The sequence below is a fragment of the Streptomyces sp. NPDC003027 genome (assembly GCF_053591435.1).
This window is the reverse complement of record NZ_JBSFTU010000003.1, coordinates 301205-325136: the sequence shown is the minus strand read 5'-3', so window position 1 is coordinate 325136 and position 23932 is coordinate 301205. Positions and strand designations below refer to the sequence as shown.

The window sequence follows — 23932 nt, the reverse complement described above, 5'->3', positions numbered from 1 at the left end:
GGTGTGAAGCTCACGACCCTGCGCCCGGAGCAGGCCGCCTACATCGGCGTCCCGGTCGAGGGCCCGTACAAGCCGGACCACTACCGCTACTGATGTCCTACGTACGTGATCCCTGGCTCCCGGACCGGTTGCTGCGCACGGAACGGGACGCGCTGATGCCGCTGCTGCGGCGCATGCCGGAGGCGGCGTTCGAGTCGCGGACCGCCTGTCCGGGCTGGACGGCCCGGCAGGTGCTCGCCCACTGCGGGGCCGCCCTCGTCCGGATCGTCGAGGGCCGCCTGGAGGAGGGTGTCTTCCTGCCGGAGGCGAACGCGGCGGACGTCGCCGAGCGCGCGTCGTGGCCGCTGGGCCGGATCCTGGACGAGCTGGAGCGGGGCTTCTCCGAGGCGGGTCCGGTGATCGCGGAGACGGCGGACGGGACGCTGGACGCGGTCGCGCTGGGGGAGTGGGTCCACGCGGGCGACGTCCGGGAGGCCTTCGGCGAACCGGGCGCGTACTGCGGCGCGGCGAGCCTGGAACTGGCGCTCCCGCTGCTGGCGGTGACCAGCCGCAGACGGGAGACGCCCCGCCTGGTGGCGGCCCTTGAGGACCGTCCGTCCCCGGTGGTCCTCGGCAACGAGCTCCCCGACCGCCCGCCGGCCCGCTACACGGGCGACGCGGCGACCTTGATCCGCCTCTACTCGGGCCGCCCGCTGGTGCGTACGCGGTACGAGCTGTGGGGCGCGACCGAGCAGGAACTGCTCATCTACCGGTGACCGGGGAAGGGCGGGGTGCGTCCCCCTCACCCCGCCCTTCCCCCCTTCTTCTCCGCCCCCGGGGGGGGCGGCTCTCCGCCGGGGTCCCGGCCGCCCGTGTCCCGGCCCCGGATTCCCCGGCCCTCTGGGCCCGCAGACGAAGGGCACCTCCATGCGCACGTCCCTCGATGAGCTGCTCCGTGCCGAGGCACGGGAACGGCCCGATGACACCGCCGTCGTCCACGCCGACGAGACGCTCACCTTCCGCGAACTCCATGAAGGCGCCGGCGTCCTGGCCGCGTACCTGCGGGATCTCGGCGTCGCCCCGGACGACCGCGTCGGCGTCCACGTCGAACCGTCACTCGACCTGGTGCTCGGCGTCTGGGGTGTCGTCTGCTCCGGCGGCGCCTACGTCCCGCTCTCCCCGGAGTACCCCGAGGAGCGGCTCCGCTACATGATCGAGGACAGCGGCGCCCGTACCGTCCTCACCCAGGAGCGCTTCCGCGACCGCGTCGCCGAACTGGCACCCCCCGGCACCACCGTCGTCACCCTCCAGGACGCCGGCCGGCACGCCCGGCGCACCGCCGCCGAGGAGCAGACCTCCCGACCCGGCCTGACCGCCGACCGGCTCGCGTACGTCATCTACACCTCCGGCTCCACCGGCAAGCCCAAAGGCGTCATGATCGAGCACCGCTCCATCGTCGCCCAGATGCGCTGGATGGCCGCCGAACACCGGCTCGGTCCCGGCGCCGTCGTCCTCCAGAAGACCCCCATGAGCTTCGACGCCGCCCAGTGGGAGATCCTCGCCCCCGCCGTCGGCGCCCGCGTCGCCGTGGGCCCGCCCGGGGTCCACCGCGACCCGGAGGGCCTCATCGACGCCGTGCGCGCCCACGGCGCCACCATGCTCCAGTGCGTCCCGACCCTGCTCCAGGCCCTGCTCGACACCGAGCGGTTCGCCGGCTGCACGACCCTCCGCCGTGTCTACTCCGGCGGTGAGATCCTCTCCCGCAACCTCGCCGTCCGGCTGCTGGCCGAGCTGCCGGCCGAGGCGGAGCTGGTCAACCTCTACGGCCCCACCGAGTGCACCATCAACGCCTCCTCCCACACCGTCGACCGCGCCACCGTCGCCGACGGCCCCGCGGCGGTCCCCATCGGCAGACCGGCGTACGACACGGCCTTCCACATACGCGACGGCGAGCTGTGCATCGGCGGAGTCCAGGTGGCGCGGGGGTACCTGGACCGTCCCGAGCTGACGGCGGAACGTTTCATCACCCTGGAGTCGGGCGAACGCCTCTACCGCACCGGCGACCTGGCCCACCTCGACGACGACGGCACCGCCCACTTCGCGGGCCGCGCCGACAACCAGATCAAGCTCCGCGGCTTCCGCGTCGAGCTCGACGAGATCGCCCTCGCCATCGAGAACCACGACTGGGTCAGGAACGCGGCCGTCATCGTCAAGGACGAGCCGCGCACCGGCTTCCAGAACCTCGTCGCCTGCGTCGAGCTCTCGCCCAAGGAAGCCGCCCTCATGGACCAGGGCAACCACGGCGCCCACCACCAGTCCAAGGAGAGCAAGCTCCAGGTCAAGGCCCAGCTCTCCAACGCCGGTACCCGCGACGCCGCCGACCTCGCCGGCCGCCCCGTCGTCGAGCTGCCCGGCCGCACCCCCTCCGCGCGCATGCGCCGCACCGTCTTCGCCCGCAAGACCTACCGCTTCTACGAGGGCGGGAAGGCGACCGCGGCGGACGTCCTCGCCGCCCTCGACCGCCGCCCCGAGGGCGTCGGCTCCCGCGCCGTCGGCACCCTCACCGCCGCCGACCTCGGCGACATCCTCCGCTGGTTCGGCCAGTTCACCAGCGAGGAGCGGCTGCTGCCCAAGTACGGCTACGCCTCGCCCGGCGCGCTGTACGCGACCCAGCTGTACGTGGAGGTGTGCGGGACCGCCGGCCTGGAACCGGGGACGTACTACTACCACCCGGTCCACCACCGCCTGTATCTGACCGGGCCCCTCACCGCCGAGGCCGAACCCTTCCTCCGCGTCCGCTTCGTCGGCAAGAGGTCCGCGATCGAACCGGTCTACAAGAACAACATCCGCGAGGTCCTGGAGATCGAGACGGGCCACATGGTCGGCCTCTTCGAGGAGATCCTGCCCGGCTACGGACTCGACATCCGGCCGCGCGCCGGGGGCGACGGCTTCGAGCTCGTCCCGTACGACGAGGAGGCCAGGACGGAGCCGGAGGTCGACCTCTACGTCCAGGCACACCCCGACCGGATCGCGGACCTCCCGGCGGGCCAGTACTGGTACCGCGACGGCGCGCTGTGGCCGCTCTGCGCCGACCTCGTCGAGAAGAAGCACGTCATCGCCATCAACCAGGCCGTCTACGAACGCGCCGGCCTGGGCATCACCGCCGTCAGCCGCACCGCCGACCCGGCGCTCGCCTACGTCGACCTCGGCCGCACCCTCCAGCGCCTCCAACTCGGCGGCCATAGCCTCGGGTTCATGTCGTCCGGCTACAGCTCCCTGTCCGGCCACCCCCTCCCGGCCGCCCGCCGCGTGGACGCCGTCCTCGCCGCCGCCGGGCGCCCGACCGGCCCCTCGTACTTCTTCGTCGGCGGCCGGGTCAGCGAGGAGCAGCGGCTCAGCGAGGGGATGTACGAGGACACGGTCCACATGCAGGGCCCGGCCGAGATGATCCGCGACGACCTCGCCCGCCACCTGCCCGACTACATGATCCCCAACCGGGTGGTGGTCCTCGACCGGCTGCCGCTCTCCGCCAACGGCAAGGTCGACACCAGGGCGCTCGGCGAGCTCGCCGTCGTCAACGCCGGCCTGCACGGCCGTCCGCACGTCCCGCCCCGCACCAGGACCGAGACCCGTCTCGCGGAGATCTGGGCGGCGGCGCTGAAGTACGAGGAGGTCGACGCCGTCTCCGTACAGGACGACTTCTTCGAGTCCGGCGGCAACTCGCTGATCGCGGTGGCGCTCATCACGAGGATCAACCGCGAGTTCGGCGGCCGGCTGCCGCTCCAGATCCTCTTCGAGTGCCCGACGATCGAGAAGCTCGCCCACCGGGTGGACGGCGCGGCCGCCTCGCCGGCCTCCCGGCTCGTCCGCCTGCACGCGGCGGGCGGGCGGTCACCCGTCTACTGCTGGCCCGGGCTCGGCGGCTACACCATGAACCTGCGGTTCCTGGCGGAGGAGATCGGCATCGACCGCCCCTTCTACGGCGTGCAGGCCCACGGCGTCAACCGCGGCGAGGCGCCCTACGGCACGATCCGCGAGATGGCGGCGGCCGACGTGGAGACGATCCGGCGCCGGCAGCCGGCGGGACCGTACACGCTGTGGGGGTACTCCTTCGGCGCCCGCGTGGCCTTCGAATCGGCGCACCTCCTGGAGGCGGCGGGGGAGCAGGTGGAGCACCTGTTCCTGATCGCGCCGGGGTCACCGAAGGCGCGCTCCGAATCGGCGGCGGGCGGCGCCTCGTACGGGAACCCCGCCTTCGTCGCGATCCTCCACTCGGTCTTCGCGGGCGCGCTGGAGGAGGTGCCCGGGACCGTCACGGACGCCGGGTCGTTCACGGCGCACGTGGCGGAGCGCTTCCCGGCGCTCGACCCGGAGCTGATCCGGCGGATCGTCGCCATCGTGGAACGGACCTTCGAGTTCACGTACACCTTCCGCGAGCTGGCCGAGCGCCGGGTGAACTGCCCGGTGACGATCTTCAAGGCGCGGGGCGACGACTACTCCTTCCTGGAGACGGCGCACGGCTGGGCGTCCCGCCCGCCGACGGTGGTGGAACTGGACGCGGACCACTACAGCCTGCTGCGGGAGCCGGACCTCCAGGAGCTGGTGAAGAAGATCAGGTACCGCCTGGGGCATTAGGGGGCGTTTCGCCCCGCCGGCCTGTTACCGGGGGCCAGCCCCCTGGGTGTTCAGGAAGTATCGCTTCAGCATCCACTCCGCGACCCGTTTCCCTGTGGCGCTGGCGACGGTGTCCGCTGTCCTCGTGTGGATTCCGGACCATACGCGCGCGTCGACGACGTCGCGGACGTAGTCCGCGGAGTATTCGTAGTGCCGGGTGGTGCCGGTGCTGGGCGAATGGATGTCGAGGTCGACGCGGGGGGTGCCGAGAACCTCCTCCAGGGTCCGCATCAGGGCTCCCGCCGTGGCGGCGTGGCCACTGAGGTAGTCGGGGTGCGCAGGCGTAGTGAGAAGGGGTTCCCACGTCGGATCCGCCCGGGTGGCGGGATTGTTGTCATTGTCCGCCTCGCGGATGGCGGTGATCGGCCGCCACGTGGCGTAGTGCAGCTTGGCGTCCCAGGCGGCGATCATCGCGTCCATCATGACGGTGTTCGCGGCGGCGTACAGCCGAGCCGTTTCGGAGATGTCGAAGGCGTGCCGTGCGGCGTGGTCACCCAGCGCCTTCGGGATCTCGACACGGGCCGCGAACAGCGCCGTCTCCGTCTGCCAGGCACTCCGGAGGGAACCGCTCTTCGCGCCGTACGCCCTCACTTCCGCCAGATCCCGTGCGTACCGCGCCGAGGTCGGCTCGGGAGGCGGGCCAGGGCGAAACTGGCTGGGCTCATCCATGAGGAACGGGCGCAACCGACCGATCCACGCCGTGGTGAAGTCCCCGTGGTCAGGCGGCGTCGGCCGCCACCCACCGGGGACTGAGAGGGGCGAGAACGGCACCGAAGCACCTCGCCCATCGTTCGCGCGCAGGGCCATGATGTGTTTCGCCGCCCGCTCCCCGAACGCCACTCCCGACTGCTCGGCGGGTCCGTCCGGGACTCTCGCCAGTGAAGCCGTCCACGCGTTCTCCAACACGGGCCCGGCCTTCGGGAACCCGGCCAGCAGGATCCGGTACGCCGCCGTCGCGGCAGCCGCCTCGGCCGACGCACCGTGCGGAGCACGCGCTCGCCACCGGTACGGGGCATAGCGACCCTCGATGCCCACCACTGCGTTGTACATGGCCAGTGACACATACGCGTGCCACACCGCCTCCTCCGGAGCACGCAGCAGCCCCTCCGGGTCCACGGTCGCGGACACCCTTTCCGCCCACTCCGTGATCACCGACGAGTCGGTCTCCGGCTTCGGGGCGGTGGTCGCCGCCCCGGCGGGCTGACTGCTCAACGTTCCCATCAGCAGCAACGTCGCGACCGCCGCCGCCCTGCCTCTGCCGACCCCTCTGGTGCGCATCGCGGGTTCCTTCTGTCCAAGCGTCTCGGCATGACTCCTCAGAGAGATGACCCCCGGTGGGAGGAAGCAACGCCGGACCGAGGCCGAACCAACCGTCTGGGCGTTCGCACCACCCGCTCGGCGGTCGGATGCCAGGGGGCACCGGACAGGGAGTGTCCGGCCGTGGTCCGGATGGGCGCGGCCCTGGTGCGGTGCTCCTGGCGGGCTGTTCGACTGAGGAGCACCGAGCCCCACGACCGGAGAGCGAGTGCCACCATGGCGGTCATCGTCGTCATCGAGATGCCGGGCGTCACGCAGGAGCAGTACGAGGAGAACAGCGAGAAGCTCACCGGCGCGCCGTGGTGGCCGGCCGAGGGCTTCATCGCCCACGCAGGGGGCAAGACCGACGACGGCTGGATCGTGGTGGACCTGTGGGAGTCGGCGGACGCGTTCCGCGCCTTCACCGAGAAGGCGCTGCCGATCCTGGAGTCCTCCGGAATGACGGCGGCCCGCCCGAAGGTCTACGAGGCGTCGCGCGTGGTGACGCGCTAGGGAAGCGCTGCGGGCCGGGCGGTCGCGCCCCGGCGCCCCCGTGCACCCTCCTGGTCGGGAAAATCCTTTGCCGGGGGCCGGGCCCGGGCGCCACTCTTCGGCGTATGACTTCCCCTTCCGACTCCCGCCCCGTGGCGGACCTCTTCTCCCCCGCCGGACGCCTGAAGGCGATCCCGCGCAGGCCGGCCCGCCGGGAGCAGCTCCTCGCCCACCTGGCCGAGACGCTCTTCGAGCCCGCCCGCTCTTACACCGAGCGCGAGGTCAACGAGGCGCTGCTGACCGTCCACGACGACTTCCCGGCCCTGCGCCGCTATCTCGTGACCGGTGGCCTGCTCTCCCGTACGAAGGACGGCGCCCGCTACCACCGACAGCAGCAGGCCGGCTCCCCCGGAGGCGCGATCCCCGCCGTCGCGTGACCGCCGCGGTGGTGGCCGGCCTGCTGGCCGGCTACGGCATCGCGATCCCGGTCGGCGCGGTCGGCGCCTACCTGGTGGCGGTCACGGCCCGCACCACCTGGCGTACGGGAGCGGCCGCGGCGCTCGGCGTCGCCACGGCGGACGGTGTCTACGCCCTGGTCGCGGTCGCCGGCGGCGCGGCCCTCGTCCCGCTGCTCACCCCCGTCATGACCCCGCTGCGCTGGGCGTCGGCGCTCGTCCTGGTGGCGCTGGCGGCCCGCTCGGCGTGGACGGCGCTGCGCGCGTACCGCGGGCGGACGCTCGCGGGAAGAGACGACGACAGCCTCCCCACGCCCCTGCGCGCCTATCTGACCTTCCTCGGCATCACGATCCTCAACCCGATGACCGTGATCTACTTCGCGGCCCTCGTCCTCGCCACCGGCCCGTCGGCCCCGACGACGGCCGTCGACCAGACCGCCTTCGTCCTGGCCGCCCTCGCCGCCTCCGCCAGCTGGCAACTCCTCCTGGCCACGGGCGGCACCCTCCTCGGCCACACCCTGACGGGCCCGCGCGCCCGCCTCACGACGGCCCTGGCATCGAGCACGCTGATCACGGCGCTGGCGGTGCACTTGGTGGCGTGACCGTGTGCGGGGAGGCGTCGGCTAGGTGGTCGTCGCCGACGCCTTGACCGCGTCGACGAACGGGGTCCAGGCGGCGGCGGTGAGCACGAGGACGGGGCCGTGGGGGCGCTTGGAGTCCCGGACGGGGACGAGGCCGGGGGCGTCGAGCGCGACTTCGACGCAGTCGCCGCCGGAGCCGTTGCTGTAGCTGCTCTTGCGCCAGACGACGGTGGTCGGGTCAATGGCGTTGCTGGCCATGTCGGTGGTCCTCAGCTGCTTGTTCGATCAGGGCGAGGGACGCCTCCGGCGGCAAGGCGGCGGCCCTCAGCCGATCGTATGCCTTGCGGTACTGCTTCACGAGGGCCGGATCGTCCACCGTCTGCCCGTGGTACGGGCCTTCGGTGTACATCAGCAGCGGCTCATCGTCGAACTCCATGAACTTGAGCGGCATCGCCATGAAGGGCTGCGTGGGGGCGTTCCACGGAAGGATCTGTGCAACGACGCGCCTGCGGTGCACCAGCTCCGCGATGTGCTCCAGCTGCTGGGCCATGTCGGCGGCCGGAATCATGGAGTTACTCAGCAGAGATTCGTGAAGAACGGCCCAGTACTCTGGCTTCTTCGGGTCGTCGAAGAGCTTCGCCCGCTCCAGCCGCGCCCGGATCAACGCCTCGACCTCCTCCGGGGTCTCCAGGGGGATCGTGGCGTGGATGACGGCTTGGGCGTATGCCCGGATCTGTAGCAACCCGGGAATGAGCGCGTTGCACCACTCGTCGATGCCTCGAGCTCGCGTCTCCGCCTCCGCGATTGCCGCGAAGTACGCTGCGTGTGCGCCCTGCTTGGCCTTACGCACGTCCTCGCAGCGACGCTGGAAGAAGCCGTCCGTGCCGAGCACCCGGTCCACGTGCTGAGCCAGATCCACCGGCATACGGCGCTTCCCGTGCTCGATCTCGCTCAGATACGTGACCCCGTAAAAGCTGCCGTACACCAGCTTCTCCAGCGTCAGCCCCGCCTCCTCCCTCTTGAAGCGCAGTTCCTTTCCGTAGAACTCCGGCACGCTCGCCGAGCCGTCGATTTCCTTCCGTGCAGCCACGATTGACCGCCTTTCGCACCTTGCGCCGTGGAGCGGGAAACCCTTCCACGGTAGGACCGGACGCGGCAGCGTGTGAGGGGTTCGTCACAGCACGCAACGAAAGGTGTACGGCTCTCATGGACGACGACGCGTACGACATCCACCCCGACATCGACGCCCTCCGCGCCGCCCTCGCAGCTCACGGCATCACTCTGCCGTCGCTCGGCGTCGACGTGGTCACCCTCGCCGGGTGTTCGGTCCGCCCGCCGCTGGTCGCGCTCGGCAACTGCAACGTGGCGACTGCCCGCCGACTCGCGGGCGTGCTGCGGCAGGCGGCCGAGGGATGACCCCGTCGTCCCTGCGACTGGAGTTGCTGGCCCTGCGCGTGAACCAACGGAACCACAGCTTATCGCGAGGCCCTTGACCTGCGGGGATGAACGCACGAAAGCCCCGCCCACGCGGCCCGAGGGCGACCGCATGGACGGGGCGTAGAGGGTTCTACAGGGCAGCGCTCAGGGTCTCGCAGACTTCCGCGCTCGTCGGCCGGTCGGCGGGGGAGCGGCTGAGCATGTGCGGGATGAGGGACCCCAGCACCCCCGGCACGTTCACCGGTCGGTGGGGGCCCGCCACGATGGCTTGCCGCTGGACCTCGCGGGGTGTGTCGTCCGGGTAGGCGACGTGGCGCCACCCTGTCGCGCTGATGAACAGCGCCGCTCCCAGCGCGTACACATCGGCTTCCCGCGTCGGCGTGGCCGTGCTCGATTCCAGGACGCTCGCGGAGATCTCCGGCGCTTCGTAGTGGACGAGACATCCCCGATACGGGAAGTCATAGCGACGGGGAACCTTGCCGCCGCCCTGAGCGAGGGCGAGATCGATCAGGAACGTTCCGGCGGAACGCCCGATGATGAAGTGAGCCGGCTGAACGTCCCCGTGGACCCAACCCTTCTCGTGCAGGGCGGCCAGGGCGACGGCGCACGACAGTGCTTCGCCGAGATCCGGTGTGGGCGCGTCCGCCTCGATTCGGTGCGGCTCCCACAGCTCATAAAGGCTGTCGCCCTTCCGCCACGGCTGAGCGCTCCACGTGCCGCGTTCCCATTCCCCGCTGAGAATGCGTTCATGGGTGAGCTGCCGGAGAATCGCAGCTTCGCGGGCGGGGGCAAGTGCGGTCCACGCGTGGGTTTTGGTGGGATAGCCCACCTTCACCGCGTACGGGCCAAGGTCCGTCTCGACCTCCCAGACGGTGGACCCCCGCCGATTGAGAACGAGCCGCTTGTTCCCGGGATTCAGGAGCAGTAGCGCGCCCTCGGGCGGTTCGTATGGTCCTTCGGAACTCATGCGTTCACCTCCAACGGCGGAGCCGACCCCCGAACGTCGGGAATCGGCTCCGCTCACTTCACGGGCCGGAGAGTACCGGCGGTCAGACGGCCCGGTAGTCGCGTCCGCAGTCCGAGTCGCACTGCGCGGCGTTCTCACCGTTCACGGTCCACAGGTCGTCCATGACCATGAACCCGTTGGCCTTGATCGCGTGGGCCGTCGCCTGGACCTCCTCCAGGACCCTGCCCCCGCCGCCGGGGCGCGGGTTGTGCTCCAGGAAGCGGCCCGCGTGCTTGTGGCAGAACTCGCGGTAGTCGGCGGTGTGCAGGATGAACGCGTGAAGCGCTCCGTCCACGTCGTCGCTCGGGACCATCTTGACCGTGGCCGTGCCGACCGTGGCGAGGAATGCGAGCGCCTGATCCGTGGCACGCTCCGCCTTCGCCTGGTCGTAGCCGAAGTGCGTCATGGCGAACTCGGCGATGCTGTCGAACAGCGCCGAGTCGACCAGTGCCCGGCCGGTGCGAAGGTCATTTGCGGTAGCCGTCATGGCTGTTTCCTCCTGTTGGATGTGGAGTACTGCACTTGCACCCGACCGTCCTTGCCGTCACTCGACGGACGGGAGTGGTGCCCGCTCTCCTCCCGGACGGAAGACGGGGGAGCCTCCGGTGTGAGTTCACGGGAGGAGAGCGGAGTTCGTGGGTTGCGCCGTGAGCCGGCCGCCTACGCGGCGAGCCCCGCACAGCGCGTTCGGTGGAGCCTGGCGAGGGCGGCAAGCTGACGCTGCTCCCGCTCGTTGGCGGGGCGCACCCGGGTCCAGGGGGACGACCAGGCGTAGCCGGTCGGCCGGATGAGGCGAACGATCCCGCCGGGGGCGAACCCGGCGACGACGCCCACCATGTCGTGCGAGGACTCGTACACCTTGAGCCCGACAACGAGACCGGTGTTCCCGTACGGCTTGGGCCGACGGTTCACCACGCCGGGGGTCCGTACTTCCGGCTGAGCCGATTCGCTTCGGCCACGCGTTCCGTAAGCGCGTCCGACTGCCGCGCCGGGGACATCTCTGCCGGGTCGGCTTCCCATTCCCTACCCCCATTCAGCGGGCGAAGCTGGTAGCGCGGGCCGACGGGGCCCATCACGCGCCCCACACGGCCCGTTCTCGTGTCCTGGACGACTTCTCCCGGCTCCCACACCCGCGGGTGCTCGCGCGGGCTCTCAGGTGTGTTCACGGCGCCCCTTCCGCTCCAACCCGTCACGCACCCGGAGCAGTACGGGCCGCGTGGGCGACACGTAGCCGCTCCGGGGCACCCACTCCGGCGCGAGTCGCCAGAACCCGCCCGCCTGTATCAGGGCGGCCAACTCGTCCACGTCTTCGGTCTCGCGGGCGGGCTTGTGATCCATGTCCGTGGTCCTTCGCTGTGGCGTCGTCCCTTGCGGTGATCTCTGCTCGCACTAGGCAACCGCGCGACTACGCTCGGCGGTACCGTTGCAACAGGGGCAGGACTTAAGAGCTTTAAGCGGCTTCACGGCGCGGGGAGTTGAGGACCGGTGGGAAACCCGGAACCGAACGCGGGGCTTGAGCGGCTGTACCGGGAAACCGGGTGGACGCTGCGGCGGTTCGCGCAGGAGATCAACCGCTTGGGGACGGAGCGAGGGACGCCCCTCCGATACCGAGAGCCATCGGTGCATCAGTGGCTCAAGGGGCACATGCCCAAAGAGGACGTGCGCCCGCTCATCCTGGAAGCCCTTGCCCGCAAGCTGCGGCGCCCGGTGACGAACAGCGAGGCCAGGTTCCCCGCGACTTCCGCCGATCAGCAGCCGGCCCATCCCAGTACGGTGGAGGGGCTGTTAGACCTGGGGAGGCAAGACATGGACCCGTCCCGCCGGAGCGTCCTCGGCGTCGGCCTCTTCTCTGTTGCGCTGACCATTCCCAACTGGCCTGATGTCGTCGGCAGAATGGAAGTCGTCCAAAAGGGTGACGTCCAGCGCATAGGGATGGCCGACGTCCAGACTGTTTCCGCGATGACTGAGCGCATCTCTGAGCTTGACGACCAGTTCGGGGGGCGCACTGCCCGGCCCATGGCTGCCGCATTCCTGGTGAACACAGCGGCTCCGTATCTGCGGATGGAAGCCCCGGAATCCGTCCGCAAAGCGATGATAAGTGCGGTCTCGGACCTCTGTTACCTCACGGGCTATATGGCAGTGGATGAGGGGCTTCATGGTCTGGCACAGAAGTATTACCTAAAGGCCCTTGAACTCGCCGGAGCGTCCGAGGATCACTTGACGTTCTGCACCACCCTACGAGGGATGAGCGTTCAAGCAGTCGACTTGGGGCACGGCGCGCAGGCAATGCGCCTCGCGGACGCTGCGGCGGCTGCCTCCCCGCAAGCCGGCCCGCGAATGCGCGCCTTTCTCGTCGGGCAGCAAGCCCATGCGGCGGCGCAGACGGGGGCTCGCGTCCAGGCACAGCGCTACCTGCGAGAAGCCGAAGTGGCCATGGAAAAGGCGGAGTCGCAGTCCAAGGCTTTCGGATCTTACGACCCGTCGTCGCTCCTGTACCACACGAGCCAAGTCCGGTACGAACTCGGAGACATCGCCGGATCAATCGAAGCCATGGAACAGTCCGACCGGATTCGGCAGAGCGTCTACCGCCGTGCCAGGGTCCGGCATCGCTGCACTCTCGCCGAGAGGCAGCTAGAGCTAGGCCACCTTGAAGCCGCGTGCCAGACGTGGACGCTCGCTCTAGAGGACTACCCCAGTCTTCAATCCGGAAGGGCGGACGAGCGGATCAAGACCATGCACAGCAGGATTCGTCCTTTTATGAAAAATCACGCGGCCCGGGACCTGTTTGAGCGGGCTCGATTGGTGACTCCGGTGCGACTGCTCCCTCAATAGAAATAGCCGATTCAGGGAATGGGTGCCCCACAGAAATGGCCTAATGAGCCATCAGAGTTTTTCGCCTCCCTGCCGATCTGTTGGCGGGAGAGAGGGGAGTACCCCCCTGGTTGGCGTCACCAGCGGCGAGGCGGGACACGCTCGGCTGCCCATCCGCCCGGTTGGCGTTTCGCTGTCTCGCGGTTGTGGCACGTCGAGCACAGCGAACGCAGACGAGAGAACGCGTCAGGATCGGCAACACCCCGAGCGACCAGTGAGCGGCGCGAGTCGGGGAAGTGGTCCGCCACCGTGGCCGTGCGACCGCACAGCAGGAACCCGAGCGGCTGCTATGCCCCGGGCCCGCATCCATGTCGGCGAGGGCACCCCGGTCACCGTCCACGTACACGACACGTCCGACGGCCGGACCCGTGTCGAGGTGACCGACCCCGACCCGCGTGTGTGGCCGGTGCTGCGGGAGGCGACCGGCGCGTGCGAGTCGGGGCGGGGGCTCGCGCTGCTGGAGGCCGTCTCGACGCGGTGGGGGGTGGAGCAGGGGCCCGGCGGCAAGACGGTCTGGTGTGAGCTGCCGGGCTCTCGGCCGGCGGGCGTGTGCCCGTGAGTTCCGGGGCGGCCGCGGTCTCGGTGGCCGCCCTGGGAGTCTCAGACCCGCGAGCCGCCGGTCGCCGGTTCGCGCCACATCTGCCAGAGCGTGGGGCCGCCGTCCGGGAGTTGGACGCGGCCGGTCTCCGTGAAGCCGAAGTGGGCGTAGAAGGCGAGATTGGCCTCCTTGGAGGACTCCAGGTAGGCCGGGGCCCCTTCGGCGTCGGCCTGGGTGAGGCCGGAGCGCAGGAGGGCCGCCCCGTGGCCCCGGCCCCGGACGGTGGGGTCGGCGCCGAGCAGGGCGAGGTACCAGTGCGGACGCTCCGGCGTGTGCGCGGCGGCGAGTTCGACGCCCGCGCGCAGGCGGGCCGCTCGCGGGCCGAGGATGTCGGTCAGTGCGCCTATGGTCTCCTGGTCGGGGACCGCCTTCTCGCGCGCCCGGGGCGGGACCCAGAACGAGGCGCCGGCACCGTCCCCGGTGACCTCGCAGAAGCCGTACGGCTGGTACTGGCGGGCGAAGAGGGTCGCGAAGTACCGGCCGAGCCCGTCGGTACGACCGGCCTCGTCGGGGAAGAGCCACCGCATCATCGGGTCGTCGTCGAACGCGGCGGCCATGGCCCGGCCGACCGCCGGCGCGTCGCCGGCGACGGCCGCCCGGGGCCAGGGGGTGGCGGAGGAAGCAGGAGTGTATGACTGCATGTGCCTGATTCTGACCGCCGTTGACCGAGCGACGTCATCCGCCCCCGCCCCCCGACCTCGACGCCCCCTCAGCCTGAGTTTTAACCCGGCAGATGATGTCGGATGTCGAACAGCGTGTGAACGCCCGTACTGGGAGTAGCCCGGTGACGAGCGGGGCGTCAGTCGTTGACAGGCAGGGGGCCGATTAGCTGTGTGACGAGACCAAGTTCCGCGCCGCCGCAGTGCTGGTAGCTGTCGTCCTGGGGGAGCTGAGCGACGTTGCCGCCGACGGTGCTGGCGCTGCTCGCCGTTGCGCCGCTGGCACCGGCATGGGATGTGTTGTGGCAGAGGTTGCCGAACGCGGGGCCGGCGATGGGCAGGATGCCTCCGGCTGACGCGGGCTGGGCGCTGACCAGTGCGCCGAGAACGACAGTGCAGCCGATACCGATACTTTTGGTGAAGATCCGTGTGTGCATGTTGCGATCAACATGTCTGTGATCAGGAAGGTTACGGACATGCCCGACGGCTGGCACGCGGTCTTGTTGTTGGTCATCCTGAAACCATGGTTCTAGTGGTCCGGGATGCATCTCCCATGGTCTCCCCTGGCCAGGGCGCCAGGCAGGAGGTTCTGGAACACCGGGGAGACGAGGCTTTGGACCGGTGGTGTTCCAGAACCCGGGGTGCATGCGCCCCGCGGTAGCAAGCCAGCTCGGACCTGCAAACGAGGAGACGGAAGGCAACAGCAAAGGTTAAAACTCAAGCTCAGTCGATGTGCACGATCTGGAACGCCTCCGCCATCCGCCCCGCCGGCAGGCCCCCCGCCGTCGCGTGCTCGCTGAGCCACTCCCGTAGCAGCCCGGCCAGGTCGTCGAAGTGGGCGGTCTGGGAGGTGTGGATTCGCAGCGCCCGCACCTTGCGGTCGAAGACGCTGGTGACGTCGACGTACTGATTGGGTGTCGGGCCCGTCATCAGCCACAGCTCGTGGACGATCCACGGCTCCAGGCCCTCGTCCTTCAGCAGTTCGGGGTGGGCGAAGGGGTTGCGCGCCTCGGGGTAGACGGCGCGCAGGCAGGCGTCGCCGACCGCGCGGTGGTCGGGGTGGAGGTCGGCGACGCGGGCCCAGTTGATCTCGGGGGAGGGGATGATCGCCCGCTGCGGGCGCACCTCCCGTATGACACGGCACAGGTCGCGGCGGAGTTCCACGCTGGGCTCGACGAAGCTGTCGGGGTAGCCGAGGAAGCGGACGTCGGCGACGCCGCTGAGCTTGGCGGAGTGGACCTGTTCGGCGCGGCGCAGGTCCGCCATCGCCTGGCGCGGGAGCTGTTCGTCGTAACCGCCGGCGCCGCCGTCCGTGACGATGCAGTACGTGACACGGGTGCCGCGCTCGACCCACTGCATGACCGTGCCGCTCACGCAGAACTCGATGTCGTCCGGGTGCGCGGCCACCACCAGCAGGGATGCGGGGGCGCTGCGGTCTGTCTGATCGGTCGCGAAGTCCTCCATGGGGCCAGCCTGTTGGGGTGGCGGGGGCGTCGCAAGGCCATCTCGTGGCGTGAACCGGACATGGCACTTACGCGCCATCCAAAAAGTTGGTAGGTTCAAATCATTGGTTGCGACATGAGACGTGCGGCCGCCGGGGTCACCGGCGGGCCGCGGACGAACCGGAGGCGACCGGTAATGTGCAGGATTTTCGGCTCCTTCGCCGCCGGGGCGGCCCGCCCCGAGCCGGCCGAGCTCGCGGCGGTCTCCGCCCGCCAGCGCCACGGCGGCCCCGACGAGCACGAAGTGCTCAGCGGGCCCGGCTGGTCCCTGGGGTGCGACCGGCTCGCCGTCACCGACCCCTGCGGCGGGCAGCAGCCCTACCGGCTGCCCCACCTGCCCGGCATCCTCGCCGTCCTCAACGGCGAGATCTACAACCACACCGAGCTGCGCCGGCACCTCGCCGCCCGCGGCCACCGCTTCCCCGACCGCTGCGACGGCAACGTGCTCCCCGCGCTGTACGCGGAGTACGGACCGGCGTTCGCCGAGCACCTCGACGGCATGTTCGCCGTCGCGGTCCTCGACCTCCGGCCGGGGCGCACCCGGCTCGTCCTCGCCGTCGACGACATGGGCATGAAGCCGATCCACCTCCACCACGACCCGCACGACGCCCACGGCGGCTCGACGCGGTTCGCCTCCGAGATCCCGGCGCTCCTCGCCTTCGAGGGCGTGCGGATCTCCCCGCGCGAGGACACCCTCGACACGGTCCTCGCCACCCGTACGCCGTTCTCCGCCCGCACCGCGCTCGACGGCATCGAGGTGCTGCCGCCCGGCGCCACCGCCGTCGTCCGGCCCGGCAGCGCGCCCGTCGTCCGGCGCAGGGCCCCGCACCCGGCCGCCCCGGTGGGCGACGCGCAGGACGTGCTGCGGCACGAGGTGCGGCGGCTCGCCCGCGCAGAGGTGCCCGTCTGCGCGATCACCAGCGGCGGCCTCGACTCCGGGATCGTCACCGCCCTCGCCGCCGAGTACGCGCGCGAGGCGGACGCGCCCCCGCCGCACACCTTCCACCTCACCTACCGCGGCACATGGCCCGACTCCGAGGCCGCGTACGCCCGTTCCGTCGCACGCCGGGCCCGGACCACGCACCACGAGGTCACGATCGACCCCGACGAGCTGGGCTCGCTCCTGACCCGTACGGTCCGCCACCTCGGCCAGCCCAACGCCGACCCCATCGCGCTCTCCACCTACGCCCTGTTCCGCGCCGTACGGGAGAGCGGCTTCACGGTGGCGCTCACGGGCGACGGCGCGGACGAACTCTTCGGCGGGTACGACCGGATGCGCGCCGCGCTGGACGCTCCGCGGGGCGCGGACTGGGCGGGGGCCTACGCGGACGCGCTGTCGGCGGCCCCCCGGATGCTGCGCGAGCACCTCTACACGCCCGCGTACCGCGCGTACATCGCCGAGCAGGGCTCGGCCGCCGACCGGATCGAGCAGGAGCTGCGGTCGGCGGAGGCGGTGGGGGCGGACCGGCTGACGGCGATGACGGCGTTCGAGACGCGATGGCGGCTGCCCGCCTACCACCTGCGGCGGGTGGACCACCTGTCGATGGCGTGGGGGGTGGAGGCCCGGCTGCCGTTCTGCCAGCCCGGCGTCGTGGCGTACGCGCGCTCGCTGCCCCCGGAGGCGCGGCGAGGCAAGCGCGCGCTGTACGAGGCGGGCCGCGACCTGCTGCCCGCGCCGGTCCTGAACCGGCCCAAGCAGCCGTTCACCCTGCCGATCGCGGCCATGCTGGCCCCGGGAGGCCCGCTGCTCGACACCGTCCGCGAACTGCTCTCCCCGGCCCGCCTGGTCCTCGGCGGCAAGGTCCGTGCCGACCGCGTCCGCAAGCTCCTCGCCCGCCAGCTCGAACACCCCTCGCAGCGCGACGCGCTGGCCCTGTGGGGTCTCGCGGTGCACGAGCTGTGGACCGATGTCGTCCAGGGCATGCGGATCCCGGTCGGCTGTGCGGCGTGACGCCCGCGGAGGCGGCGCACGGGGGAGCGGGGCCGGGAAGCGGGTCGCCGCCACCGTCGTACGGGCCGAGGACGCGCCCGGTCCCACGCTCGTCGTCGAGCTGGACCGGCTCCCCCGTGGGGCACTGGCCTCGCGCGGAGAGCTGGTCGCCCTGCGGCGGGCCCTGGCCGGGACGCCGTACGCGCGGCTGAGCAAGATCGCGCTGTACGGGCCCTCCGCCCGGCCCGGCCGGGACCTCGACTACCGCTTCGTGCAGACCCTGCCCGACGGCGGCTTCGACTTCCGCGCGGGGTGCGGGCACTCGCTGCTCGCCTGCGTGGTCGCCGCCGCACGCCCCGGCCCCCTCACCGTGCACGCGGTCACCACGGGCGACGACGTCCAGTGCCGCCCGGAGGGCCGACCCGGGGCCCGACCCGAGAGCCGCGCCGACGTCCGGAACCCTCCGCCGTACACCCTGCGCTTCCTCCGGCCCCCCGACGCCCCCGGCACCTTCCCCACCGGGCGGCTCGTCGACGTGCTCGGCGGTCTGCCCGTCTCCCTCGTGCGGTACGGCAATCCGTACGTCTTCGTCGACGCCGCGCACCTCGGCGTCCACACCGCCGGCGCGCTGTTCCGGGCCGGGGACGGAACGCTGCGCCGGCTCCTCGCGCTGCGCGCGCACGCCGCACGCCGGCTCGGGCATCCGCCGCACTCCGCGCTGCCGAAGATCGCCCTGTTCACCGCGGGCGGCGGCCGCATCGCCGTCCGCGCCCTCACCGTCGGCGGCTGGCACCCCCGGCTCGCGCTCACCGGAGCCGCCGCCCTCGCCGCCGCCGCGTACGCCGAAGGCACCGTCGTGCCGCGCGTCGACGGCCCGGTGGCCACCCCCGGCGGACCCGTCACCGTCTCCTGCGGCGCCCACCACGTCGCCGTCCACCACAAGCGCGCGACCGTGCTCGAACGCCTCGAACTGCCTTGGCGTATCCACGCAACGGCGTGAACGCGCACCGCTCCCACCGGGCTTCGACGACGTTTCCTCTGCCACGCTGAATTTCGACCGCATTCGCCCACCGGGCAGGGGAGAGCAGACGAGCATGAAATTCGAGAACCTGCGTGTCGTCGTGACCGGAGCGTCCCGCTATTTCGGCCGCGCGCTCGCCGTCGGATTCGCGCATCTGGGCGCCGAGGTCTATGTGTCGGCCCGCACCGTCGAGGCCGCAGAGCGCACCCGTACCGAAGTCATGGGCTCCGCCCGCGACCGTATCCACGCCTTCGGCTGCGACCTGAGCCGGCCCGCGGAGATCCGGGAGTTCGCCGCCCAGGTCGGTGAACGCACCGACCGGGTCGACCTGCTGGTCAACAACGGCGCCCGGTGGCTCGACGGCATGGACCTGGAGGCGGCCAGCGACGACCAGATCGTGGAGACGATCGAGTCGACCGCCGGCGGCACCGTCCTGATGGTCAAGCACTTCCTGCCGCTGCTGCGCGGCTCGCTGCGCCCGGACATCGTCAACATGGTCGCGGTACGGGACGCCGAGGGCGCCTCCGCCGCCACCGCGGGCGCCGCACACGAGGCGTTCTGGGCGGCGAAGAGCGCGCAGGCCGGTTTCGCCGACATTCTCTCCCGTCGGCTGCGCCCCTCCGGGGTCCGCGTCTTCTCCCTCTACCCCCCGGATTTCTCCATCTCCGATCCACGCGTCGCCGAATGGGACGGAGCCAACCCGGACGGAATAGCACCCGACGAGAAGCTCACCACCCAGGCGCTCTTCGAATGCATCGTCTATGCCGTCGAACAGCCGCGTGACTGCTTCATCCGCAGCTTCCACTTCGAACCTCGCTGACGCTCAGGAGGTCCCCATGAGCACGCCCGTCTGGATCACCGCCACCCCTCCCGCCACCCACGGCGAACTGCACATCGGTCATCTCGCGGGGCCGTACGTCGCCGCCGACGTCCTCACCCGGTACCTGCGCGCCGAGGGCGAGGCCGTACGGTTCACCACCGGCACCGCCGACCACGCCAGCTCCGTCGAGGTCCGCGCCCTGCGCCACCACCGCAAGCCCGAGGAGGTCGCCGAGGGCTACCGCGCGGCGATCACCGCCGACTGGCTGCGCTCCGGCGTGGAGTTCGACCACATCGTCCGGCCCCGCCGCGACCGCGGTTACGGCCGCTGGGTGCAGGAGCTCTTCAGCCGCCTCTACGCCCAGGGCGTCATCGCCCCGCGCACCCGGCTGCTGCCGTACTGCGAGCCCTGCGAGCGGTGGCTGTACGGCGCCCACGTCACCGGCGCCTGCCCGCACTGCGGTGTAGCCAGCGACGGCGGGATGTGCCACGAGTGCGCCCGCCCCAACGACGGCGGCGATCTGATCGCGCCGCGCTGCTCGCTCTGCGGCACCCCGGCGCTCGCCAAGCGCTGCCGCCGGCTGTACGTCCCGCTGGAGCCGTTCCGCGACACGCTCGCCGACTACTGGGCGACGGCCGGGCTCCCGCCGCGGCTCGCCGCGCTGTGCGAGTCGCTCGTCGAGGACGGGCTGCCGGACATCGCGGTCGGCCATCCGGCCGAGTGGGGTCTGGCGGTGCCGGTCGAGGGCTTCCCCGACCACCGTATCGACGGCTGCTTCGAGGCCGCCGCGATGCATCTGTTCGGCTACGACACCAAGGGTCCGCTGCCCCGCCGCGCCATCCACTTCTGCGGTTTCGGGCACGCCTTCTGCCACGCCGTGCTGCTGCCCGTGCTGCTCCTCGCGCAGGACATCAAGCTGCCGCAGGAGTTCTGCGTGAACGAGTCGTACGTCATCGAGGAGGGTGTCCAGGAGGGCAACGTCTGGGCGCTGGACCTGCTCACCGAGTACGGCTCCGACACGCTGCGGCGGCACGTCCTCCAGGCCCGTCCGACGGGCCGCCGTACGGTCTTCTCCCGCGACCGGCTCGCCGCCGCCCGCCAGGAGCTGGACGAGTCCTGGAACAGCTGGCTGTCGCGGCTGTTCTCCTCCGTACGGGAGGAGTGCGCCGGTCTCGCCCCGCAGGCGCTGCCCGGCGGCACCGGCTGGGAGATCCTGGAGCGGCGGCTGCACCGGGCCGTGGACGATCTGCGGGACGCCTACGGTCCGGACGCCTTCGACCCGCGCCGCGCGGTCGCCGTCCTCGACGAGATGGTCCGCTCGGTGGCCGACTTCGGCCATGTCAACGCCCATGAGCGCTGCCGGCCGACCACCGCCTGCCGTCATCTGCCCGCTCTGGCCGCGCAGTTGGCGTTCGCGTCGGCGCTGTCGGCCTGGGCGCGGCCGGTGATGCCGGAGGGCGCGGGCCGCCTCGCGGCCGCGCTCCAGGTCGAGCCGGGACGGCCGGTCGACTGGCACGCGCTGACCGGTCCGCTGCCGGGGACCCGGCTCGCCCCGCCGTCCGGTCCGGTCTTCGGTTTCTGACCCCTTCTACTACTAAGCAACTAAGTACCCCAGTAGTACGCAAGTCCCCATCCCTGCCGCGTGGCCGTGCGCGCGACGCGCGGGGGCACGCGGCCCGCCCCTCACAGGAGCCCCCCGTGTCCCTGCGCGTCGCCATGCTCAGCGTCCACACCTCCCCGCTCCACCAGCCCGGTACCGGGGATGCCGGCGGGATGAACGTCTATATGGTCGAGCTCTCCCGCGCCCTGGCCGAACAGGGCGCCAAGGTCGACCTGTTCACCCGCTGCCGCGGCGAGGGCCGCCCCGAGCGGGTGGACCTCGCGCCGGGCGTCCGGGTCCGGCACCTGCACGCGGGTCCCCGCCAGGCCCTCCCCAAGGAGGCGATGCCCGACCTGGTCGTGCCGTTCTCGCTGGCCCTGCTCAAGGAGCGGCGCCGCTACGACCTGGTCCACTCCCACTACTGGCTCTCCGGCCAGGCCGGACGGATCGCCTCCGTCGGCTGGGGGATACCGCTGGTGCACACCGCCCACACCCTCGCCGAGGTCAAGAACGCGGCCCTGGCGGAGGGCGACACCCCCGAGCCGGAGCTGCGCGTCCGGGGCGAGCGCCAGGTGGTGGTCTCGGCGGACCGGCTGATCGCCAACACCGCCGACGAGGCCGAGGCGCTGCGGTCGCTGTACGGGGCGGAGGAACCGCGCACGGAGGTCGTTCCGCCGGGCGTGGACCTGCGGACCTTCGGTCCCGCCGACGGCAGGGCGGCGGCGCGCGCCCGACTCGGGCTGCCCGCCGACGCGTTCGTGCCGCTCTACGCGGGCCGCATCCAGCCGCTCAAGGGCCCCGACGTGCTCGTACGGGCCATCGCGGAGCTGGTGCGGCTGGCGCCGGATCTGCGCCGCCGGCTGGTCGTGCCGGTGATCGGCGGCCACTCGGGGGCGACCCGCCAGGGCACCGTCCCGCGGCTGGCGCACGAGCTGGGCGTCGCCGACGTGCTGCGGCTCTGCCCTCCCGTACCGCAGGGGCGGCTCGCGGACTGGTACCGGGCGGCGGACGTGCTGGTGGTGCCCTCGCGCAGCGAGTCCTTCGGTCTGGTGGCCCTGGAGGCGCAGGCGTGCGGGACTCCGGTGCTCGCGGCCGCGGTCGGCGGGCTGCCGACGGCGGTGTGGGACGGGGTGACGGGGCTGCTCGTACCCGGTCACGACCCGGTGGAGTACGCCCGCCGGCTGCTGTGGCTGGCCGGGCAGCCGGCGGCGCGGGCGACGATGGGGGAGGCGGCGGTCCGCCATGCCCGGGGGATGAGCTGGCGTACTTCCGCCGCGCGGACGATCGAGGTGTACGAGTCCGCGCGGCGGGACGCCCTGAGGGTGGGGCAGGGGCGGCGGCACGCCCCTGCCCCGGCGGCCTCTCTCTCCTGGAGGAACGAGAAGGCCGTAGCACAAGTCTAGCACCACTTTTGGTTGGACCAAAGATACGGGAAGCTCCGGATCGCGTAATTCCGTTGCGGACAGCTCCTATTGAGGGCTCCTTGACGCATCCACGCCATGGCGGGTCCACGCAGAGACGAACTCTGGATCGGTTTCCGGGGGCGGGCCAGAATAGAGATGTCTTCAGGGAACGCCCGGCGGCACGGGCCCCCGGAAGACGGAATTCACATTCCAACTCCTGGAGGAATCATGTCTGCTGTCCGAATCTCGGGTGTCCGCAGGACCGTCCGCCAGTTCGCCCTCGCGGCGGTGGCGTGTATCGCCGTCGCGGGCGGTGCCGTCCTGGTCGCCGCCCCCGGCACCACCTCGGCCTCCGTCCCGCAGCAGGCGTCCGGCGCCGAGGTCGACTGGCCGAACACTCCCTCCCCCTCCCCGGTCGCGCCGACCAACTGACCCGGGACGAGCTGAATTCGGCTGGGGAGTCAGCGGCAATCAACTGGAGACGAGAAAGCCCCGCGATCACCGCACGGTGACCGCGGGGCTTTCCCTATTCGGCGCTCGATCGGTTCTTCAGTCCAGCCAGCCGAGGCGCACCGCGCGCACCCCGGCCTCGAACCGGCTCGACGCGCCCAATTCCTGCATGAGTTCCGAGAGCATACGGCTCACGGTCCGCAGTGACACCCCGAGATTCCGGGCGATCTTCTCGTCCTTCATTCCCGTGGCGAGCATCTGCAGGGCCGCCCGCTGCTGCTCCGACAGCCCGTCGCCGCCCCGCTCGGGGGCCACGTCGTCCCCGTAGGGGGAGGCGGTGTGCCAGCAGTGCTCGTACAGGCTCAGATACGAGCGGACGAGCACCGGCCCGCGGGCCAGGATCGCCCCCTCGCGCGGCTCGTCCGGCCGGATCGGCACCATGGCGTACTGCTGGTCGGCGATGACCATGTTCATCGGGATGACGGGGGCGAGCCGCACCTCCACCCCGAGCGCCACCCGCCGGCTCAACAGGTCGGCCAGCTCCGGCTTTCCGGCGTCCTTCGTGTGGTAGATGGCGCGGACCCGCACGCCGTTGCCCAGCTGCCGGCGGTCCCGGTTCAGGATCCGCTCCGGGATCTGCCGAGTGGGGCCGCTCGGATACATGGAGGCCGAGTTCTCCTGCATGACGTCGATGATGTCCTCGAGCGCCTGCTGGATCCGGCGGTAGTCGGTGATGGCCTCGACGGCGATCTCGGAGCGGGTCAGCGAGCCGGCCCGCAGAAAGGTCCCCGCAAGCGTCTCCAGGGTGCTGTACGCCTTGTCGGCCTCGGCCAGGTGCTCGCGCAGCCGCTCGCGTTCGCGGTCGAGCAGCCGCAGGAGCGCGATCTCGGGATCGACGGTGGCCACCGTGTCCGTGTCCGGGCGCCAGTTGGCGTCCCGTACGTCGTTGATCGTGGCGTGGGTGCTGGTCGTCGGCACGATGAGCCCGAGCGAGGTCAGTTCGGCCCGGCATCGCTCGTACTCCTCCGGCGTGAGCCGCAGCTCCGCGCATGCCTCGCGGAAGCTCGACACGCCACGGCCGCGCAGCTCCTGATAGAGGGTCAGCAACGCCTCGGATCCGTGTCTGCCGGTGGCGTCGCCCGTCGTGGCCATGGCGAA

General features: G+C 71.3%; 25 protein-coding genes and 1 pseudogene. 15 read left to right on the top strand and 11 right to left on the bottom strand.

The window, feature by feature from the left end; all coding sequences use genetic code 11:
* The 3 genes from ACWDX6_RS04810 to ACWDX6_RS04800 form a co-directional block, all read left to right on the top strand.
* A partial coding sequence (locus tag ACWDX6_RS04810; RefSeq protein WP_350978958.1) for an adenosylhomocysteinase occupies positions 1-93 on the top strand: 93 nt, incomplete at its 5' end.
* Complete coding sequence (locus ACWDX6_RS04805) at positions 93-755, top strand: maleylpyruvate isomerase family mycothiol-dependent enzyme (protein WP_451483488.1); 663 nt, start codon at positions 93-95, stop codon at positions 753-755. The genes ACWDX6_RS04810 and ACWDX6_RS04805, both read left to right, overlap by 1 nt.
* 151 nt (positions 756-906) lie before the next feature.
* Complete coding sequence (locus ACWDX6_RS04800) at positions 907-4614, top strand: non-ribosomal peptide synthetase family protein (protein ID WP_451483487.1); 3708 nt, start codon at positions 907-909, stop codon at positions 4612-4614.
* Between the two features lie 24 nt (positions 4615-4638).
* Here ACWDX6_RS04800 and ACWDX6_RS04795 read toward each other — a convergent pair whose 3' ends face one another.
* Positions 4639-5931, bottom strand: coding sequence for a vanadium-dependent haloperoxidase (locus ACWDX6_RS04795; RefSeq protein ID WP_451483486.1), 1293 nt, complete (start codon positions 5929-5931; stop codon positions 4639-4641).
* Positions 5932-6186: 255 nt separating this feature from the next.
* Here ACWDX6_RS04795 and ACWDX6_RS04790 point away from each other — a divergent pair, with 255 nt between their 5' ends.
* The 3 genes from ACWDX6_RS04790 (at position 6187) to ACWDX6_RS04780 (ending at position 7498) form a co-directional block, all read left to right on the top strand.
* Positions 6187-6462, top strand: coding sequence for a hypothetical protein (locus tag ACWDX6_RS04790; RefSeq protein WP_356891500.1), 276 nt, complete (start codon positions 6187-6189; stop codon positions 6460-6462).
* 104 nt (positions 6463-6566) lie between these two features.
* Positions 6567-6878: a DUF2087 domain-containing protein gene (locus tag ACWDX6_RS04785; RefSeq protein WP_451483485.1), complete on the top strand. Its 312-nt coding sequence runs from the start codon at positions 6567-6569 to the stop codon at positions 6876-6878.
* Complete coding sequence (locus ACWDX6_RS04780) at positions 6875-7498, top strand: LysE family transporter (protein ID WP_451483484.1); 624 nt, start codon at positions 6875-6877, stop codon at positions 7496-7498. The genes ACWDX6_RS04785 and ACWDX6_RS04780 overlap by 4 nt, the downstream gene beginning before the upstream one ends.
* A gap of 21 nt (positions 7499-7519) precedes the next feature.
* On the opposite strand, the gene ACWDX6_RS04775 is transcribed toward ACWDX6_RS04780, so the two are convergent.
* Both ACWDX6_RS04775 and ACWDX6_RS04770 read right to left on the bottom strand, forming a co-directional pair.
* Positions 7520-7735 (bottom strand): DUF397 domain-containing protein, encoded by a 216-nt coding sequence (locus ACWDX6_RS04775; RefSeq protein WP_451483483.1) that lies wholly within the window; start codon positions 7733-7735, stop codon positions 7520-7522.
* A complete protein-coding gene (locus ACWDX6_RS04770; RefSeq protein WP_451483482.1) occupies positions 7716-8567 on the bottom strand; it encodes a helix-turn-helix domain-containing protein in 852 nt (283 codons plus the stop codon). The genes ACWDX6_RS04775 and ACWDX6_RS04770 overlap by 20 nt, the downstream gene beginning before the upstream one ends.
* A 116-nt stretch (positions 8568-8683) precedes the next feature.
* On the opposite strand from ACWDX6_RS04770, the gene ACWDX6_RS04765 reads away from it, so the two are divergent.
* Positions 8684-8893, top strand: a complete 210-nt coding sequence (locus tag ACWDX6_RS04765; RefSeq protein ID WP_451483481.1) for a hypothetical protein — start codon at positions 8684-8686, stop codon at positions 8891-8893.
* Positions 8894-9044: 151 nt separating this feature from the next.
* Here the strand turns inward: ACWDX6_RS04765 and ACWDX6_RS04760 are convergent, their stop codons facing one another.
* The 4 genes from ACWDX6_RS04760 to ACWDX6_RS04745 form a co-directional block, all read right to left on the bottom strand.
* Positions 9045-9881: a protein kinase domain-containing protein gene (locus ACWDX6_RS04760; protein WP_451483480.1), complete on the bottom strand. Its 837-nt coding sequence runs from the start codon at positions 9879-9881 to the stop codon at positions 9045-9047.
* Between the two features lie 82 nt (positions 9882-9963).
* Positions 9964-10407, bottom strand: coding sequence for a hypothetical protein (locus tag ACWDX6_RS04755; RefSeq protein WP_451483479.1), 444 nt, complete (start codon positions 10405-10407; stop codon positions 9964-9966).
* A 173-nt stretch (positions 10408-10580) separates the two neighbouring features.
* Positions 10581-10835, bottom strand: coding sequence for a hypothetical protein (locus ACWDX6_RS04750; RefSeq protein WP_451483478.1), 255 nt, complete (start codon positions 10833-10835; stop codon positions 10581-10583).
* A 237-nt stretch (positions 10836-11072) separates the two neighbouring features.
* Entirely contained in the window at positions 11073-11258 is a 186-nt protein-coding gene (locus tag ACWDX6_RS04745; protein ID WP_356691646.1) for a hypothetical protein, read from the bottom strand.
* 147 nt (positions 11259-11405) lie between these two features.
* Between ACWDX6_RS04745 and ACWDX6_RS04740 the strand changes: the two genes are divergently transcribed.
* Complete coding sequence (locus ACWDX6_RS04740) at positions 11406-12752, top strand: tetratricopeptide repeat protein (RefSeq protein WP_451483477.1); 1347 nt, start codon at positions 11406-11408, stop codon at positions 12750-12752.
* 346 nt (positions 12753-13098) lie between these two features.
* A pseudogene (locus ACWDX6_RS04735) lies at positions 13099-13350 on the top strand (ATP-binding protein); the annotation flags it as partial.
* Between the two features lie 41 nt (positions 13351-13391).
* Here the strand turns inward: ACWDX6_RS04735 and ACWDX6_RS04730 are convergent.
* The 3 genes from ACWDX6_RS04730 to ACWDX6_RS04720 form a co-directional block, all read right to left on the bottom strand.
* Positions 13392-14030 carry a GNAT family N-acetyltransferase gene (locus ACWDX6_RS04730; RefSeq protein WP_451483476.1) on the bottom strand — a complete coding sequence of 213 codons (639 nt, stop codon included), beginning with the start codon at positions 14028-14030 and terminating at the stop codon, positions 13392-13394.
* A 158-nt stretch (positions 14031-14188) separates the two neighbouring features.
* Positions 14189-14485, bottom strand: a complete 297-nt coding sequence (locus ACWDX6_RS04725; RefSeq protein ID WP_451483475.1) for a hypothetical protein — start codon at positions 14483-14485, stop codon at positions 14189-14191.
* Positions 14486-14771: 286 nt separating this feature from the next.
* Complete coding sequence (locus ACWDX6_RS04720) at positions 14772-15512, bottom strand: PIG-L deacetylase family protein (protein ID WP_451483474.1); 741 nt, start codon at positions 15510-15512, stop codon at positions 14772-14774.
* Positions 15513-15686: 174 nt separating this feature from the next.
* Between ACWDX6_RS04720 and asnB the strand changes: the two genes are divergently transcribed.
* From asnB to ACWDX6_RS04690, 6 genes are all read left to right on the top strand, one after another.
* Positions 15687-17501, top strand: coding sequence for an asparagine synthase (glutamine-hydrolyzing) (asnB, locus tag ACWDX6_RS04715; protein ID WP_451483473.1), 1815 nt, complete (start codon positions 15687-15689; stop codon positions 17499-17501).
* Positions 17491-18480 carry a PrpF domain-containing protein gene (locus ACWDX6_RS04710; RefSeq protein ID WP_451483472.1) on the top strand — a complete coding sequence of 330 codons (990 nt, stop codon included), beginning with the start codon at positions 17491-17493 and terminating at the stop codon, positions 18478-18480. The genes asnB and ACWDX6_RS04710 overlap by 11 nt, the downstream gene beginning before the upstream one ends.
* A 94-nt stretch (positions 18481-18574) precedes the next feature.
* On the top strand, positions 18575-19321 hold the full coding sequence (locus ACWDX6_RS04705) for an SDR family oxidoreductase (protein WP_403287654.1): 747 nt from the start codon (positions 18575-18577) through the stop codon (positions 19319-19321).
* A 16-nt stretch (positions 19322-19337) separates the two neighbouring features.
* Positions 19338-20903: a class I tRNA ligase family protein gene (locus ACWDX6_RS04700; RefSeq protein WP_451483471.1), complete on the top strand. Its 1566-nt coding sequence runs from the start codon at positions 19338-19340 to the stop codon at positions 20901-20903.
* A 134-nt stretch (positions 20904-21037) separates the two neighbouring features.
* A complete protein-coding gene (gene mshA / locus ACWDX6_RS04695; RefSeq protein WP_451483507.1) occupies positions 21038-22324 on the top strand; it encodes a D-inositol-3-phosphate glycosyltransferase in 1287 nt (428 codons plus the stop codon).
* Positions 22325-22552: 228 nt separating this feature from the next.
* Positions 22553-22756 (top strand): hypothetical protein, encoded by a 204-nt coding sequence (locus ACWDX6_RS04690; protein ID WP_451483470.1) that lies wholly within the window; start codon positions 22553-22555, stop codon positions 22754-22756.
* A gap of 117 nt (positions 22757-22873) precedes the next feature.
* Here the strand turns inward: ACWDX6_RS04690 and ACWDX6_RS04685 are convergent, their stop codons facing one another.
* On the bottom strand, positions 22874-23926 hold the full coding sequence (locus ACWDX6_RS04685) for a LuxR C-terminal-related transcriptional regulator (RefSeq protein WP_451483469.1): 1053 nt from the start codon (positions 23924-23926) through the stop codon (positions 22874-22876).
* Positions 23927-23932 lie beyond the last annotated feature (6 nt).